The organism is Mycolicibacter heraklionensis (genome assembly GCF_019645815.1).
GTDB classification, from domain to species: Bacteria; Actinomycetota; Actinomycetes; order Mycobacteriales; family Mycobacteriaceae; genus Mycobacterium; species Mycobacterium heraklionense.
Map to the genome: position 1 here is coordinate 1150577 of NZ_CP080997.1, position 16143 is coordinate 1166719.

Consider the following 16143-nt stretch of genomic DNA (forward strand, 5'->3'; position numbering starts at 1 on the left):
GTGAGGCGTTCAGTCTTGCGAGCGGGTGGACCCGTTCCAGCCGCCGGGGATCATCGGCATCTGGGGTCCGCTGCCGAACCGATCGTCGGCAAGGGTGGTCAGCCCTGCCGCGCGCCGGTCCGAATTGGCGGCCGTGCCGGCGAAGCCCAGCGGGCCGGCCCCGGAATCCGAGGCGCTGGCGCCCGGGGGCGTCTCCCACTCCGGCGTCACACCGATGTTCATATCCATGTATTCGTCGCCGAATCCGCGCTGCTTGGCGCGCTGGCGCTGCCGGCGCTTGGCGGCCAGCGCCTGCGCCGTCGCCTCACCGGGGGCGCCCTGGCTCTCCGAGGCCTCTTCGTCGGCACTGCGGGAACGTCGCGCACCGCTGGAGCTGCGCGCCGACGAGGAGACACTGCTCACCAGGTACAGGCAGGAGGTCGGCCCGAATCCGACGCCCGGCCCGCCACCCGCCGCGCCGCCGGCCGGCATGCCGGCGCCTGCGGTGGCCGGAGCGGTGGTTCCCGCCGAGGAGATCGGGTCCGCGCAGGCGCACGCCTCGGCGCCCGCCGGCACCGGGGCACCCGCGGCGACCGGGGCGCCGACGCTGCCGCCCACCGGCATCGGCGGGGTCGGCTCGACGGTCTGGTCGAGCCCGACCGCACCGATTGCGCCGAGCGCACCGAGTCCGGCGGCGGCGGCCAGAGCGGGCAACGCGGCCATCACGATCGGGATCGCCATCTGCAGGGCAATCTGCCCGATCGGCCACAACAGCATCAGCGTGTGGAAGGTGAACCAGCCGAAGGCCCCGGCCAGAATGGGGGACATCCCCGGGATCTGCAGCAGCATCTGGGTGACCGAGCTGGCAAACGGAAACGCCTCGATCGGATATCCGTCGAAGCCCAACTGCGACCACAGCCACTTGGCGATCGGGTCCGCAAAGCCCATGTTGTACTGCGTGATCAGGTCCTTGAGCTGCTGCTCCCAACTGGGCGCGGCAGCGGCCTCGGCAGCCCCCGGGGCCACGATCGGCGGCGCGGGCGTCACAGGCGGAACCGAGGCCAGCGCCGCTCCCGCGACGCCCTGGTAGACGGTCATCATCTCCGCGGCCTGGACCCACATCCGGGCATAGTCGGCTTCGTTCACCGCGATCGGGATGGTGTTGACGCCGAAGAAGTTCGTCGCCACGAGCGCCGCGTGCACAGCGTGGTTGGCGGCCAGTTCGGCCAGCGTGGGCATGCCGGCCAGCGCGGCGGTGTAGGCCGTGGCCGCGGTTTGATGCAGGCCGGCCGCGGCGGTGCTCTTGGCGGCGCTCTCGGCCAGCCAGCTCAGATACGGGCCGTGCGCGGCCGCGTACTGCTGGGCGCTGGGGCCCTGCCAGGCGCCGGCCTGCACTCCGGCCAGCACCGCGTCGAGCTCGGCCGCCACTTCGGCGTATTCCGCGCTCAGCACCGAGTACGCCGACGCCGATTCCAGCAGCGGCCCGGGGCCGGGCCCGGCGCTCAGCAGCGCCGAGTGCACCTCCGGCGGCGACGCCAGCCAGACCGGTGCGGTCATCGAGCACCTCTTCCCAACGTGATCTTGTTCGGTCAACCAATTGGTCGCGGCGTGGCCCGGTTTGGTTCCCTGCAGACGAATCTTTGTATCCGGGCGCCGAATGAGCGACTATGTCGGCATGCGGTGCGAGGTGGTGCGCGAGACCCTGTCGTCGCTGCTCGACGGCGAGCAGCAGGAGCTGCCGGCGCAGCAGGTCGACGCGCACCTGGCATCTTGCCGCAGTTGCCGGCGCTGGCTGGTCGGGGCCGCCGCGCAGGCCCGCAAGCTGACCGAGATCAACAGCGACACCGACGGTGACGCCGGCCCCGACCTGGCCGCCCAGATTCTGGCGGCCGCCGGGGTGACATCGGTCACCGCCGAGAGCTCCGGCGGCAGCCTGTGGTCGCGGTGGGGCTTTCGGCGGCCGGCGCTGATAGCCGTCGGGGTGCTCCAGGTGGCGATGGCGGCGGTGCAGATCGCCGGCGTGGACTTCGGCATGGTGTCGGCGCACGGACACGGGCACGGCGCCGCCACCGGAGCGCATTTGCTGCATGAGTCCACCGCCTGGTTGCTGGCGCTCGGCGGGGCGATGATCGCCGCCGGTATCTGGCCGTCCGTGGCGGTCGGCGTTGCCGCGATCGCCGGAGTGTATGCCCTGGCATTGGGCGGTTACGTGGCTGTCGACGCCTACCACGGTCAGGTGACGGCAGCTCGGATCGCCAGTCACCTGCCGGTGCTGATCGGCTTGGTATTCGCTTTGCTGGTGGCGCGCCAACGCATCGGTGGCGCAGGCCCGCGCCCGGCCCGGTGGGACGTCGACGGCGCTGCGGATGGGGCTGGCCCGGCGGCGCCCGGCAGTCGGGGCCGGCGCCGCCATCTGCGGTCGGTCAACCGCTCCGACAGCTCTACGACCATGCGTCGTAATAGCGTCGCGACCCCGGGTCTAAGGTGGATGTTCATGGCGGGAGCTGACCGGGTCGACGACGATGCTGTCACCGCTCTCGCCGTCGCCGCCGCAGCCGGTGATGCCCGGGCGCTGGAGGCTTTCATCAAGGCCACTCAGCACGATGTCTGGCGATTCGTGGCCTACCTTTTCGACGGTGTCAGCGCTGACGACCTGACCCAGGAAACCTTCCTGCGAGCCATCGGCGCGATCCCGCGGTTCGCCGGCCGTTCCAGCGCCCGGACCTGGCTGCTGGCCATCGCGCGCCGGGTGGTGGCCGACCACATTCGGTACCTCAAGTCGCGTCCGCGCACCGCGCCGGGCGCCGACCCCGAGCTGCTGCTCGACCGCGACCGGCCCGCCCGCGGCTTCGAGGACGTCGTCGAGGTGACCGCGTTGATCGCCGGCCTGTCGACCGATCAGCGCGAGGCATTGCTGCTGACCCAGCTCTTCGGCCTGTCCTATTCCGACGCGGCCGCGGTCTGTGGTTGCCCGGTGGGGACTATTCGGTCTCGAGTCGCACGCGCGCGTGACGCGCTGCTGGCCGATCCGGAACGCGGTGAGCTCACCGGTTAGACCGGCTTGGATTCGCGCTGGCAGAGCCGGTTTTTACCAGGTGTGCAGGCGACGCGGGCAGTCGGTGGTGCCTCGCTCTTGGACCGGTCATGGAACGATGGACGCAAAACCATAGCTTCGAGGTTGGGGAGAGCGGTGTCGGCGCTACGTTGGCTGCGGACGGCCGCCGTCGTCGGCGCGACGGCTGTGCTGCTGGCGTCCAGCTGCAGCTGGCAGCTCGGTAATCCCATCCCGCAGGGTGTGCCGCCACCCCCCGGAGACCCGGTGCCGCCGGTGAGTACCGACGTCGCTTCGGGCCGGCCCGCCGACCAGCTCTATCAGTGGGCCGCCGAGCGGGCCCCGATGCTCGGCATCCCGATCACCGCGCTGGAGGCCTACGCCTACGCCGCACGGGTCGCGGAGGTGGAGAACCCCAACTGTCATCTGGGCTGGACCACGCTGGCGGCCATCGGCCAGATCGAGAGTCATCACGGCCACTACAACAACGCCACGGTGGCACGCAACGGCGACGTGCGGCCCAAGATCCGCGGCGTCCGGCTCGACGGGTCCGGCGGCAATCTTCACATCGTCGAGGACGTGCAGCCGGAGCTGGCCGACGACGACGGCGTGGTCCGCGCGATGGGCCCGATGCAGTTCATTCCGGAGACCTGGCGGCTCTACGGTGTCGACGCCAACAACGACGGCGTCGTCAGCCCCGACAACATCGATGACGCCGCACTGTCGGCGGCCGGCTATCTGTGCTGGCGCGGCAAAGATCTGGCCACCCCCAAGGGCTGGATGACGGCGTTGATGGCCTACAACGAGTCGGAGATCTACGCCCGCGCTGTCCGGGATTGGGCCGCCGCGTACGCGGCCGGTCGCCCGCTGTGAGGCGTCTGTTACGGGATAGGCTCCCAACAGGCCATCGATAGGACAAGACGGCCGGCCCCACCCACGCTCAAGGAGAAGTCAGTGTCCATCATCCAGCAGGTCGGCGCCCGCGAGATTCTCGATTCCCGCGGCAACCCCACGGTCGAGGTCGAGGTCGCGCTGGAGGACGGCACCTTCGCCCGGGCCGCGGTGCCCTCCGGCGCCTCCACCGGCGAACACGAGGCCGTGGAACTGCGCGACGGTGGCACCCGCTACGGCGGCAAGGGTGTGCAGAAGGCGGTCACCGCGGTACTGGACCAGATCGCGCCGGTGGTGATCGGGATCAGCGCGGACGACCAGCGGCTGGTGGACCAGGCCCTGGTGGACCTCGACGGCACCCCGGACAAGTCCCGGCTGGGCGCCAACGCCATGCTGGGTGTGTCGCTGGCGGTGGCCAAGGCCGCCGCGGACTCCGCGGCGCTGCCGCTGTACCGCTACCTCGGTGGCCCCAACGCCCACATCCTGCCGGTGCCGATGATGAACATCCTCAACGGCGGCGCGCATGCCGACACCGGTGTCGACGTCCAGGAGTTCATGGTCGCCCCGATCGGCGCCCCCAACTTCGCCGAGGCGCTGCGCTGGGGTGCCGAGGTCTACCACTCGCTGAAGGCCGTGCTGAAGAAGCAGGGGCTGTCCACCGGGCTTGGTGACGAGGGCGGTTTCGCTCCCGACGTCGCCGGCACCACCGCCGCGCTGGACTTGATCAGCACCGCGATCGAGGCCACCGGGCTCAAGCTGGGCACCGATGTCGCGCTGGCGCTGGACGTCGCGGCCACCGAGTTCTACACCGAGGGCAGCGGCTACGCGTTCGAGAAGCAGAACCGCACCGCGGCCCAGCTGACCGAGTTCTACGCCAAGTTGCTCGACAACTACCCGCTGGTGTCGATCGAAGACCCGCTGTCCGAGGACGACTGGGACGGCTGGGTGTCGCTGACCTCGGCGATCGGGGACCGGGTGCAGCTCGTCGGCGACGACCTGTTCGTCACCAACCCCGAACGCCTCGAGGAGGGCATCGAGCGGGGTGCGGCAAATGCATTGCTGGTCAAGGTCAACCAGATCGGTACGCTGACCGAAACCCTGGACGCCGTCACCCTGGCCCACCACAGCGGTTACCGCACCATGATGAGCCACCGCAGCGGCGAGACCGAGGACACCACCATCGCCGACCTCGCTGTGGCCGTCAGCAGTGGCCAGATCAAGACCGGTGCTCCGGCCCGCAGCGAGCGGGTGGCCAAGTACAACCAGCTGCTGCGCATCGAGGAGGAACTCGGCGACGCCGCCCGCTATGCCGGCGAGCTGGCCTTCCCCCGCTACGCGCCGGAGAGCAAGTAGCAGCCAGGGGGCGCTGCCATGTCCGATCCGAAACGGCCCGACAAGCGGCGCGCCGCGAAATCACGGCCGGGCCGGGCCGGAGAGACGCGACGTGCACGGCCGCGTCCTGCAGCGGTGGTGCGCCGCGCGACGGGCAGCTCGCGCACGCCGCCGTCACCCGCCGGAGCGGTCAAACGAGCCATTGCCGCGGCGGCCGAGCAGAGCTCGGAGCTGCGAGTCGGTTTCACCGCCCGGCGGGCGGTCATCCTGGCCGCGGTGATGTGCGTGCTCACGCTGACCGTCGCCGGGCCGGTCCGTACCTTCTTCGCCCAGCACGCCGAGATGAAACAGCAGTCCCAATTGGAGACCACCCTGCACCGCCAGATCACCGACCTGCAGCAACAGAAGGCCAACCTGGACGACCCCGCGCACATCCGGGCGCAGGCCCGCCAGCGGCTCGGCTTCGTCATGCCCGGCGAGATCCCCTACCAGGTCCAGCTGCCGGCGACGCCCGAGGTGCCCGGCGAGCCGGGCGCCGAACCCCTGGCCGCCCCCAGTGGTGACCCCTGGTACACCGCGCTGTGGCACACCATCGCCGACGCGCCGCACCCTCCTCCGCCGCCGCCGGCACCGCCGTGGGTTCCGGTTCCGCCCGCACCGGTGGTGCCCGTTGGTTGATCCCGCCGACCTGGACGCGGTGGGCCGGCAACTGGGCCGAGAGCCCCGCGGCGTCCTGGAGATCTCCTATCGGTGCCCCAATGGCGAGCCCGCCGTGGTCAAAACGGCCCCGAAGCTGCCGGACGGAACACCGTTCCCCACCCTGTACTACCTGACTCACCCGGCGCTGACCGCCGCGGCCAGCCGGTTGGAGTCCTCGGGCTTGATGGCCGACATGACCGAGCGGCTGCAGCACGATCCCGAACTCGCCGCCGGCTACCGGGCCGCCCACGAGTCCTATCTCGCCGAACGCGACGCGATCCAACCGCTGGGAACCACGTTCACCGGCGGGGGCATGCCCGACCGGGTGAAATGCCTGCACGTGCTGATGGCGCATTCCCTGGCCAAGGGCCGCGGCGTCAACCCGTTCGGCGACGAGACGCTGGCCATCCTGGCCGCCGAGCCCGCGATGGCCGGGATTCTCCGGCCGGAGGAGTGGCTGTGACTCGTCTGGCCGGAATCGATTGCGGCACCAACTCGATTCGGCTGCTGATCGCTGAGCCGGTCGACGGCCGGCTGCGCGACATCCACCGGGAGATGCGCATCGTCCGGCTGGGCGAGGGCGTCGACGCGACCGGACAGTTCGCCCCCGAGGCGTTGGAGCGCACCCGCGCGGCACTGGCCGACTACACCGAGTTGCTGGTGGCACACGGTGTTTCACGAGTGCGGATGGTGGCGACCTCGGCCACCCGCGACGCGGCCAACCGCGACGTGTTCTTCGCCATGACCGCGCAGGTATTGGGACAAGCCGTTGCGGGGGCGGTCGCCGAGGTGATCACCGGGCAAGAGGAAGCGCAGCTGTCCTTCCGCGGCGCGGTGGGTGAGTTGGACAGTGCCGACGGGCCATTCGTGGTCGTCGATCTCGGTGGCGGATCCACCGAGGTGGTGCTGGGCGATCCGGACACCGGGGTGTCGGCGAGTTACTCGGCCAACGTCGGCTGTGTCCGGTTGACCGAACGGTGCCTGCACTCCGACCCGCCGACCACCGAGGAAGTCTCGGCCGCTCGCGAGGTGGCTCGCGAGCTGCTCGGCGAGGCGGTGCAGGCGGTGCCGGTGCAGCACGCCAGAACCTGGGTGGGAGTGGCGGGGACCATGACCACGCTGTCGGCCCTGGCGCACGGGCTGCCCGAATACGATTCGGCCGCAATACATCTGTCGCGGGTCGGCTTCGACGATCTGACGGCGGTCTGCGATCAACTGATCGGCATGAGCCGTGCCGAGCGGGCCGCCCTGGGGCCGATGCACCCCGGCCGCGTCGATGTCATCGGCGGCGGGGCGATCGTGGTCGAGGAGCTGGCCCGCATCTTGGCTGAGCGCGCCGGAATCGCGGAGCTGGTGGTCAGCGAACACGACATCCTGGACGGCATCGTGCTGTCGATCGCCTGACCGCCGCCGGTCGCCACCCGTCGCGATCAGCCGACCAGGGCGTCGGGGGAGCAGATCGCTCTCACGAATTCGGCGATCTGGTGCCCGGGGAGGTGGAGCGCGATGTCCGCCTCGCTCACCATGCCGACCAGACGATGACTCTCGATCACCGGCAGTCGCCGTACCCGATGTTCTTCCATGACCATCAGCACCTGCTCGACGCTCGCATCGGCGTCGACGTGATACATCCTGCCCTGAGCTAGTTCGCCGACGGTGCTGGTGGCCGGATCCAGTCCTGCGGCAAGGCCTCTGACCACAATGTCGCGGTCGGTGATCATCCCTTGCAATCGGTCGTTGTCACCGCAGATCGGCAGCGCACCGACGCCCATGTCGCGCATCTGCCGGGCCGCCGCGGCGAGTGTTTCGTGTTCACCCACGCAGGTGGCGCCGGCGTGCATGATGTCTCGTGCGGTAGTCATGATGTCCTCCTTTGGTCCGTATTGGTGTTGCTGCCTGGTGCAGCAGTCGTCCGACCGAGGTGTTCGAGGAACCAGTCACGCGCGAGCATTGCCACCTTCTCGATCGCGCCGGCCTCCTCGAAGACGTGCGTGGCACCGGTGACGATGGCGAGTTCGCAGGTGCCCGGCATCATGGCCTTGGCTTGCCGATTCAGTTCCAGGACCGCCTCATCGCGGCTTCCAACGATGAGCAACGTCGGTGCGCTGACGTTCTTCAGTGCCCGACCCGCCAGGTCGGGCCGGCCACCGCGGGAGACCACCGCTGCCACCTTCACCCCCTGATCGGCGGCTGCTGCCAGCGCGGCGCCCGCCCCGGTGCTCGCCCCGAAGTAACCGAGCGGCAGCGCGGCGGTCTCCGACTTCGCCGCGAGCCAATTCGAGACTTCGACCAAACGCCCGGCCAGCAACGAAATGTCAAAAACATTGGTGCGTAAGCGTTCTTCTTGCGGCGTCAGTAGGTCGAACAACAGCGTGGCAAGTCCTGCCCGGTTCAGAACGTCGGCTACAGCGCGATTCCGGGGACTGTGTCGACTGCTGCCGCTGCCATGCGCGAAGACGACGATCCCTGTCGGCTTTTCGGGAATGACCAGGTGCCCGGCCAGGGTCACCGGGCCGACCGGCACCTGGACTTCTTCGTCGCGCGTCACGGGCGGTCGGGCCGCAACATCACGATCGATGCTGGACATTCTTCAAGTCTTGCGCGACGTCGTGGACCGCCCAAGAGCACTAGGGCTGATCGCGTAGGGACAAAAGTCCCCTAGGTCCGATCCGGGTCGGTGCGCCTCGGCGGGCGCCTGCGTTACCGGGCCGTAAAGGTCGCCTCGTCGAGCGTAAAGAAAGCGTCAACGGCCGCCGCCGTGCCTGCTCACCGGGTCTAGCTTCGTCGCAGACCCGATCGGGTTCTCGAGAACGGAGAACGCGTGGCTGTAGTGACCTACCTGCTGCTGACGGTGGCGATCTTCGCCCTGCTCGGCGGGGTGTTGAAGTTGGTTGAGCGACTGTGAGCCTTACCAATGCCGTCGGTCTGGCGCTGGCCCTTGCGGTGGTCGTGCTGTTGGTGGCCGCACTGCTGTTCCCGGAACGGTTCTAGTTGAGTACGACAGCCGCGGGCGTGTTGTTCCTGGCGTCGTTGGTCGTGGCGCTGGTGGCGGTGCACGTACCTTTGGGCGACTACATGTATCGGGTCTACACCCGTGAAACACACTCCCGCAGTGAGCGATTCGTCTACCGGGCGATCGGTGTCAACCCGGAGTCCGAACAGACCTGGGTCGGCTACGCGCGCAGTGTTCTGGCGTTTTCGGCCGTCTGCGTGGTGTTCTTGTTCGTTCTGCAGCTCATTCAGGGCGCACTTCCCCTGCATCTGGATGATCCGGCGACATCGATGACGCCTGGGTTGTCGTGGAACACCGCGGTCAGCTTTGTCACCAACACCAACTGGCAGGCCTATCCCGGCGAGTCGACGCAGGGCCATCTGGTGCAGATGACCGGCCTGGCGGTGCAGAACTTCGTCTCCGCCGCGGTCGGCATGGCGGTAGCCGTCGCCTTTGTCCGCGGGCTCGTGGGCCGACGCACCGCCGTGCTGGGCTCATTCTGGGTTGATCTGGTTCGTGGCACCCTGCGCATCCTGCTCCCGATCGCGGTCGTCGGCGCGACGGTGTTGATCGCCGGCGGGGTTGTCCAGAACTTTCACCTCAACGACCAGACAATCACGACCCTGACCGGTGCGCCGCAGACCATTCCGGGTGGCCCGGTGGCCAGCCAGGAAGTGATCAAGCTGCTGGGCACCAACGGGGGCGGCTTCTATAACGCCAACTCCGCGCATCCGTTCGAGAACCCGACCGCATGGACCAACTGGGTCGAGATCTTCCTGCTGGTGGTCATCGCGTTCTCGCTGCCCCGCACGTTCGGCCGCATGGTGGGCAACACCAAGCAGGGTCACGCCATCGCCGCCATCATGGCCGTGATCGCCCTCATCAGCGTCAGCCTGCTCGGCTGGTCGCAGCTGGCGCATCACGGCACCGTCCCGACCGCCGTGGGGGCCGCGAGTGAGGGGATCGAGCAGCGGCTCGGCGTGGCCGACTCGGCGGTCTTCGCCGCGGCGACCACGCTGACCTCCACCGGCGCAGTGGATTCCACGCACGACTCCTACACCAGTCTGGGCGGCCTGCTGACGATGGTCGACATGCAACTGGGGGAAGTCGCTCCCGGCGGTGTCGGCTCGGGCCTGTACGGCATCTTGATCCTCGCGGTGATCACGGTGTTCGTCGCCGGGCTGATGGTCGGCCGTACGCCGGAATACCTGGGCAAGAAGATCAGTGCACGCGAGATCAAGCTGGCGGCAAGCTATTTTCTGGTGACTCCAGTGGTTGTGCTGTGCGGAACGGCAATTTCGATCGCCTTGCCGGGCCTGCGCTCGGCGATGGCCAACACCGGACCGCACGGGCTCTCCGAGGTGCTCTACGCGTTCACCTCCGCGGCGAATAACAACGGTTCCGCGTTCGCGGGCTTGGCAGCCGACGGGACGTGGTACGAGACCGCGCTGGGCATCGCGATGCTCATCGGCAGGTTTCTGCCGATGATCCTGGTGCTTGCGCTGGCCGGGGCGCTCGCGGCGCAGGGTCAGACTCCGGAATCCCTTGGCACGCTGCCCACCCACAAGCCCCAGTTCGTCGGCATGGTCGTCGGGGTGACGCTCATTCTGGTTGCCCTCACCTTTCTGCCGGCACTGGCGTTGGGGCCACTCGCTGAAGGGCTGCACTGACATGCGCTCGGCTACAACTGTCTCGCTTGCGTCACTGCCCGCGGCGTTGCGCAAGCTCGATCCCCGTACCCTGTGGCGCAACCCGGTGATGTTGATCGTCGAGGTCGGCGCCGTGTGGTCCACGGTGCTGGCCATCGGCGAGCCGACATGGTTCGGCTGGCTGATCGTGTGCTGGTTGTGGCTGACTGTCGTCATCGCCAACCTGGCCGAGGCCGTCGCCGAGGGCCGCGGTAAGGCGCAGGCCGACGCTCTGCGAAAGTCCAAGTCCGACACCGTCGCACGTCGGCTGCGCGGATGGACCCCCAACACGCCCGGAGTCGAAGAGGCGGTCGCGGCACCGCTGCTGCAACGGGGTGACATCGTCGTGGTCGAAGCGTGCCAGGTCATCCCGGGCGACGGTGACGTGGTCGAGGGCATTGCGTCGGTGGACGAATCGGCGATCACCGGCGAATCAGCCCCGGTGATCCGCGAATCCGGCGGTGATCGTTCCGCGGTCACGGGCGGGACGCTGGTGTTGTCGGACCGGATCGTGGTCCGGATAACCCAGAAACCCGGGCAGAGCTTCGTCGACCGGATGATCGCGCTGGTCGAGGGAGCCAACCGGCAGAAGACTCCGAATGAGATCGCGCTCAACATCCTGCTGGCCGCGCTGACCCTGATCTTCGTGGTGGCGGTCGCAACCCTGCAGCCGTTGGCGATCTATTCCAAGGCCAACAACCCGGGTGTCGCGGATACGGCGGCGCTCGACGGTAACGGCGTCACCGGCATCGTCTTGGTGGCACTGCTGGTCTGTCTGATCCCCACCACGATCGGTGCGTTGCTGTCCGCCATCGGAATTGCCGGCATGGACCGGCTGGTGCAGCGCAATGTGCTCGCCATGTCCGGGCGAGCGGTGGAAGCCGCCGGCGACGTCAACACGTTGCTGCTGGACAAGACCGGCACGATCACGCTGGGCAACCGGCATGCCTCGGAGTTCCTTCCGCTCACCGGGGTGACCGCCGCCGAACTCGCCGATGCCGCACAACTGTCCAGTCTCGCCGACGAAACCCCCGAAGGCCGCTCAATCGTGGTTTACGCCAAGGAGGCCTACGGCCTGCGAACCCGGACGCCGGGTGAGCTCACGGCCGCGTCCTGGGTGGAGTTCACGGCGCTGACGCGCATGTCCGGCGTCGACATCGCCGGACGCCAATTGCGCAAGGGCGCCGCCAATTCCGTCAGCGACTGGGTGCGCGGCCACGGCGGTGACATCCCCGCCGAGCTCGGCCGGATCGTCGACGGCATCAGCGCCGCCGGCGGCACACCGCTGGTGGTCGGCGAGGTGCTGGTGGGCGGGCCCGCCCAGGTGCTCGGTGTCATTCACCTGCGGGACGTGGTGAAGCAGGGCATGCGCGAGCGGTTCGACGCGATGCGCCGGATGGGTATCCGGACCGTGATGATCACCGGCGACAACCCGTTGACCGCCAAGGCGATTGCCGACGAGGCCGGGGTCGACGACTTCCTCGCCGAAGCCACCCCCGAAGACAAGCTGATGCTGATCAAACGGGAGCAGCAGGGCGGTCGGCTGGTCGCGATGACCGGCGACGGCACCAACGACGCACCTGCGCTGGCGCAGGCCGACGTCGGGGTGGCGATGAACACCGGCACCAGCGCCGCCAAAGAGGCGGGCAACATGGTGGACCTGGACTCCGACCCCACCAAGCTGATCGAGATCGTGGAGATCGGCAAACAGCTGCTGATCACCCGAGGCGCGCTGACCACCTTCTCGATCGCCAACGACATCGCCAAGTACTTCGCCATCATCCCAGCGCTTTTCGTGACGATCTTCCCGGGCTTGAGTCTGCTCAACGTGATGAGGTTGCACAGCCCGCAATCGGCGATCCTGTCGGCGGTGGTCTTCAACGCGGTGGTCATCGCCGCACTGATTCCGTTGGCGCTGCGCGGGGTTCGCTACGTTCCGGGCAGCGCGTCCAAGCTGCTCAGCCGCAACCTCGCGGTCTACGGCCTGGGCGGGATCGTGGCCCCGTTCGTCGGGATCAAGCTCATCGACCTGCTGGTTCAACTACTGCCCGGGATGGCGTGACATGAGATTCGCGAGCCTGATTCGCAGCCACTGGGCCGCGCTGCGTGCGCTGCTCGTCCTGACCGTCGTGCTCGGTGTCGGCTACCCGGTGTTCGTCTGGTTGGTGGCGCAGATCCCGGGTCTGCGCGAGCGCGCCGATGGCTCATTGATCGAAGGCGAAGGCCAACCGGTGGCCAGCGCACTGATCGGGCAGTCGTTCACCGACACCACCGGCCTACCGCTGCCGCAGTACTTCCAGGGCAGGCCGTCGGGCGCCGGGGCCGGCTATGACGCTTTAGCCAGCGGGGCAAGCAATCTGGGTCCGGAGAGCATCGTCGATATGCCCGGTCAGCCGAGCCTGCTCACCCAGGTCTGCTCCCGCAGCGTGGCGGTTGAGGAGGCGGAGGGGCTTGACGCGGGAGCCGGGTCGCGGCCGTTCTGCACCGCCGGTGGGACGGGTGCGGTGCTGGCGGTGTTCGGCCCGCGCGACCGCAGCGGCACCGTCGCCCATCCGGCACGCGTGGTCAGTGTCAACGAACCGTGCGTCGCCGGCCGCGGGCCGTTTCTGACCAGCTATCGCGGTGTCCGGGTGGAATGTGCCCGGCCGGGTGAGGACTACTCCGCCGGCCAGATCGTGCCGATCCGGGGGACGGCGCCCGAACACCCGCGGGTTCCGGCCGACGCCGTCACCGCCAGCGGCAGCGGCCTGGACCCCGACATCTCACCGGACTACGCCGATCTTCAGGTCGACCGGATTGCAAGGGCTCGGGGGATCAGCGCCGAGCAGGTCCGTGCCGTGGTGCGCGCTCACCAGAGCGGCCGACTGCTCGGATTCCTCGGTGAGGCCCGCGTCAACGTCGTCGCGGTCAACCTGGAACTAGACCACGAGCATCCTGTCCCCGGCTGCTGTTCCGATGGATGATCGTCCGGTGAGCGATTACGGCACCCGCGGCAAGCGTGGGGAGTTGCGCATCTATCTGGGTGCGGCGCCTGGCGTCGGCAAGACGTACGCGATGCTCGGCGAGGCTCACCGGCGGCTGGAACGAGGCACCGACCTGGTGGCGGCTGTGGTCGAGACACACGGTCGGAGAAAGACAGCCGAACTGCTGCAGGGAATCGAGGTCGTCGCGCCCCGTTGGATTGACTACCGGGGCAAGTGCTTTCCCGAGCTCGACGTCCCCGCGGTGTTGGCGCGACGGCCGCAGGTGGTGCTCGTCGACGAGTTGGCCCACACCAATACGCCGGGCAGCGTGAACCACAAACGGTGGCAGGACGTCGAAGAACTGCTCGCTGCGGGGATCACGGTGATCTCTACGGTCAACGTGCAGCATTTGGAGAGCCTCAATGACGTCGTCGCTGAAATCACCGGGGTTGAGCAGCAGGAGACGGTGCCGGATTCGTTCGTCCGTCAGGCGTCGCAGATTGAACTCGTCGACATCGCGCCGGAGGCGCTTCGCCGAAGGCTCGCCCACGGCAACGTGTACGCGCCGGAGAAGGTCGACGCGGCGTTGTCCAACTACTTCCGCAGCGGGAACCTCACTGCGCTGCGGGAACTGGCGCTGCTGTGGGTGGCCGACCAGGTCGACGCCGCACTGGCGAAGTACCGCGCGGACAAGAAGATCACCGCCACCTGGGAAGCCCGCGAACGCGTGGTGGTGGCCGTCACCGGCGGCCCGGAATCGGAGACGCTGGTTCGGCGTGCCTCGCGGATCGCATCGAAGTCCAGCGCCGAGTTGCTGGCGCTTCATGTGCTGGCCGGCGACGGACACCCCGCCGTACCGAGTGCGCGGATGGGAAAGATCCGCGAGCTGGCGGGCAGTCTCGGTGCCTCGCTGCACATCGTCGTCGGCGACGACGTACCGACCGCGCTGTTGGACTTCGCCCGGGAAGTCAACGCCACCCAGCTGGTGATCGGGACGTCGCGGCGGTCCCGCTGGGCGCGCTTGTTCGACGAGGGCATCGGCGCGGTGGTGGTGCGGCGGTCCGGCAAGATCGACGTACACATCGTGACTCATGAAGAGTCCAAGCAGGGCTTCCGAATCGCACCCATCTCGCCGCGACAACGTCGTGCGCTGCCGTGGCTGGCGGCGCTGCTCGTACCGTCGGCGGTCTGCGCGATCACGGCGACATGGCTGGATCCGGTACTGCGCTTGGGCGGAGAGAGCGCGCTGTTCTTCGTCAGCGTGCTGGCGGTGGCCCTGCTCGGCGGCGTCGCCCCCGCAATTCTTTCGGCCCTGATATCCGGCTTGCTGCTCAACTACTTTCTGATTGAGCCCCGGCACAGTTTCACCATCGCCGAAACCGACTCGGCGGTCACCGAGATCGTCCTGCTGCTGGTTGCGGTCGCGGTATCGGTGCTGGTGGATCGCGCCGCCGAACGCGCCAGGGAAGCCGGCCGTGCCTCCCAGGAGGCGGAGTTGCTGGCGCTGTTCGCCGGGTCGGTGTTGCGGGGCGCCGACCTTGAGACGCTGCTGGAACGAGTCCGGGAGACCTACGCCGTACGGGCGGTGAGCATCTTGCGGATGCGCACCCTCGACGGCCGGCAGGCCGGCCAGACGGTCATCGCCGCGGCGGGCAGTGAGCCGTGTACGACGGTCGAGTCTGCCGACACCGCCATCGATGTCGGCGATCACGAGTTCTGGATGTTGATCGCCGGCAGACAGTTGGCGGCCCGCGATCGGCGGGTGCTGTCCGCAGTGGCCAAGCAGGCCGCCGGCTTGGTCCGGCAGCGTGAACTGACCGACGAGGCAAGCCGAGCCGACGCGGTCACCCGGGCCGACGAGCTCCGCCGTTCCCTGCTGTCGGCGGTCAGCCACGACCTGCGTACGCCGCTGGCGGCTGCGAAAGCCGCGGTGTCGAGTCTGCGCGCCGACGACGTCGACTTCTCCCCCGACGACACCGCTGAACTGCTGGCCACCGTAGAGGAGTCGATCGACCAACTCACCGCGCTGGTCGGTAACCTCCTCGACTCTTCCCGGTTGGCCGCCGGCGTGGTGCGCCCCGAGCTGGGCCGGGTGTACTTGGACGAAGCCGTGGAACGGGCCCTGGTCAGCATCGGTCGCGGCAACAGCGGCTTCGTCCGCTCCGGCATCGACCGGGTCAAAGTGGACGTCGGTGACGCAGTGGTGCTGGCCGACGCCGGACTGCTGGACCGGGTGCTGGCCAACCTTCTCGACAACGCGCTGCGCTACGCCCCCGACGGCCCGATACGGGTCAGTGCGTGTCAGTTCGGCGATCGGGTTCTCATCAACGTCGCCGACCAGGGGCGCGGCCTACCGTCGGACGGTGAGCGTCTGTTCGAGCCGTTCCAGCGGATCGGCGACCAGAACAACACCACCGGTATCGGCCTGGGCTTGTCGGTAGTGCGGGGGTTCGTCGAGTCGATGGGCGGGACGATCTCCGCCACCGAGACGCCGGGGGGCGGACTCACCATGATGGTGGATCTGGCCGCCCCCCAAGCGACGTGACT

General features: G+C 68.6%; 13 protein-coding genes and 2 pseudogenes. 12 read left to right on the forward strand and 3 right to left on the reverse strand.

Features of this window, described 5'->3' with window-relative positions; genetic code table 11:
* Positions 1 to 9 precede the first annotated feature (9 nt).
* The gene (locus K3U94_RS05495; protein ID WP_220695838.1) at positions 10 to 1536 is read right to left on the reverse strand and encodes a PPE family protein; all 1527 of its coding nucleotides are present in this window, start codon (positions 1534 to 1536) and stop codon (positions 10 to 12) included.
* A gap of 118 nt (positions 1537 to 1654) precedes the next feature.
* Between K3U94_RS05495 and K3U94_RS23550 the strand changes: the two are divergent.
* The 7 genes and pseudogenes from K3U94_RS23550 to K3U94_RS05525 all read left to right on the forward strand — a co-directional run.
* Positions 1655 to 2326, forward strand: a pseudogene (locus tag K3U94_RS23550) (DUF2275 domain-containing protein); the annotation flags it as partial.
* 147 nt (positions 2327 to 2473) lie between these two features.
* Positions 2474 to 3034: an RNA polymerase sigma factor SigC gene (gene sigC / locus K3U94_RS23555; protein ID WP_230987574.1), complete on the forward strand. Its 561-nt coding sequence runs from the start codon at positions 2474 to 2476 to the stop codon at positions 3032 to 3034.
* A 135-nt stretch (positions 3035 to 3169) separates the two neighbouring features.
* Positions 3170 to 3904, forward strand: a complete 735-nt coding sequence (locus tag K3U94_RS05505) for a lytic transglycosylase domain-containing protein (RefSeq protein ID WP_047317312.1) — start codon at positions 3170 to 3172, stop codon at positions 3902 to 3904.
* Between the two features lie 81 nt (positions 3905 to 3985).
* Positions 3986 to 5275, forward strand: a complete 1290-nt coding sequence (eno, locus tag K3U94_RS05510) for a phosphopyruvate hydratase (RefSeq protein ID WP_220695839.1) — start codon at positions 3986 to 3988, stop codon at positions 5273 to 5275.
* 18 nt (positions 5276 to 5293) lie between these two features.
* Positions 5294 to 5932, forward strand: coding sequence for an FtsB family cell division protein (locus K3U94_RS05515; RefSeq protein ID WP_220695840.1), 639 nt, complete (start codon positions 5294 to 5296; stop codon positions 5930 to 5932).
* The gene (locus tag K3U94_RS05520; RefSeq protein ID WP_047317309.1) at positions 5925 to 6416 is read left to right on the forward strand and encodes a DUF501 domain-containing protein; all 492 of its coding nucleotides are present in this window, start codon (positions 5925 to 5927) and stop codon (positions 6414 to 6416) included. The genes K3U94_RS05515 and K3U94_RS05520 overlap by 8 nt, the downstream gene beginning before the upstream one ends.
* Positions 6407 to 7357, forward strand: coding sequence for a Ppx/GppA phosphatase family protein (locus K3U94_RS05525; protein ID WP_220695841.1), 951 nt, complete (start codon positions 6407 to 6409; stop codon positions 7355 to 7357). Before K3U94_RS05520 ends, K3U94_RS05525 begins: the two co-directional genes overlap by 10 nt.
* A 26-nt stretch (positions 7358 to 7383) precedes the next feature.
* On the opposite strand, the gene K3U94_RS05530 is transcribed toward K3U94_RS05525, so the two are convergent.
* Both K3U94_RS05530 and K3U94_RS05535 read right to left on the reverse strand, forming a co-directional pair.
* Positions 7384 to 7815 carry a CBS domain-containing protein gene (locus K3U94_RS05530; protein ID WP_220695842.1) on the reverse strand — a complete coding sequence of 144 codons (432 nt, stop codon included), beginning with the start codon at positions 7813 to 7815 and terminating at the stop codon, positions 7384 to 7386.
* Positions 7812 to 8522 (reverse strand): annotated as a pseudogene (locus tag K3U94_RS05535) (dienelactone hydrolase family protein); the annotation flags it as partial. The pseudogene K3U94_RS05535 and the gene K3U94_RS05530, both read right to left, overlap by 4 nt.
* A 332-nt stretch (positions 8523 to 8854) precedes the next feature.
* On the opposite strand from K3U94_RS05535, the gene K3U94_RS23560 reads away from it, so the two are divergent.
* From K3U94_RS23560 to K3U94_RS05560, 5 genes are read left to right on the forward strand one after another with little or no spacing between them, the layout of a single operon-like run.
* Positions 8855 to 8944, forward strand: coding sequence for a potassium-transporting ATPase subunit F (locus K3U94_RS23560; protein ID WP_109519438.1), 90 nt, complete (start codon positions 8855 to 8857; stop codon positions 8942 to 8944).
* A complete protein-coding gene (kdpA, locus tag K3U94_RS05545; protein ID WP_047317307.1) occupies positions 8945 to 10615 on the forward strand; it encodes a potassium-transporting ATPase subunit KdpA in 1671 nt (556 codons plus the stop codon). It begins immediately after the preceding gene.
* Position 10616: 1 nt separating this feature from the next.
* Complete coding sequence (kdpB, locus tag K3U94_RS05550) at positions 10617 to 12695, forward strand: potassium-transporting ATPase subunit KdpB (protein WP_220695844.1); 2079 nt, start codon at positions 10617 to 10619, stop codon at positions 12693 to 12695.
* A gap of 1 nt (position 12696) precedes the next feature.
* A complete protein-coding gene (locus tag K3U94_RS05555) occupies positions 12697 to 13596 on the forward strand; it encodes a potassium-transporting ATPase subunit C (RefSeq protein ID WP_220695845.1) in 900 nt (299 codons plus the stop codon).
* The gene (locus K3U94_RS05560) at positions 13589 to 16141 is read left to right on the forward strand and encodes a DUF4118 domain-containing protein (RefSeq protein ID WP_220695846.1); all 2553 of its coding nucleotides are present in this window, start codon (positions 13589 to 13591) and stop codon (positions 16139 to 16141) included. The genes K3U94_RS05555 and K3U94_RS05560 overlap by 8 nt, the downstream gene beginning before the upstream one ends.
* Positions 16142 to 16143: the final 2 nt, after the last annotated feature.

What these genes read in the sequence shown, in the direction of transcription:
- K3U94_RS05530 (WP_220695842.1), bottom strand. Translation starts at nt 7,815, where the DNA reads ATGACTACCGCACGAGACATCATGCACGCCGGCGCCACCTGCGTGGGT.
- K3U94_RS05560 (WP_220695846.1), top strand. Translation starts at nt 13,589, where the DNA reads ATGGATGATCGTCCGGTGAGCGATTACGGCACCCGCGGCAAGCGTGGG.
- kdpB (WP_220695844.1), top strand. Translation starts at nt 10,617, where the DNA reads ATGCGCTCGGCTACAACTGTCTCGCTTGCGTCACTGCCCGCGGCGTTG.
- sigC (WP_230987574.1), top strand. Translation starts at nt 2,474, where the DNA reads ATGGCGGGAGCTGACCGGGTCGACGACGATGCTGTCACCGCTCTCGCC.
- K3U94_RS05515 (WP_220695840.1), top strand. Translation starts at nt 5,294, where the DNA reads ATGTCCGATCCGAAACGGCCCGACAAGCGGCGCGCCGCGAAATCACGG.
- K3U94_RS05495 (WP_220695838.1), bottom strand. Translation starts at nt 1,536, where the DNA reads ATGACCGCACCGGTCTGGCTGGCGTCGCCGCCGGAGGTGCACTCGGCG.
- K3U94_RS05555 (WP_220695845.1), top strand. Translation starts at nt 12,697, where the DNA reads ATGAGATTCGCGAGCCTGATTCGCAGCCACTGGGCCGCGCTGCGTGCG.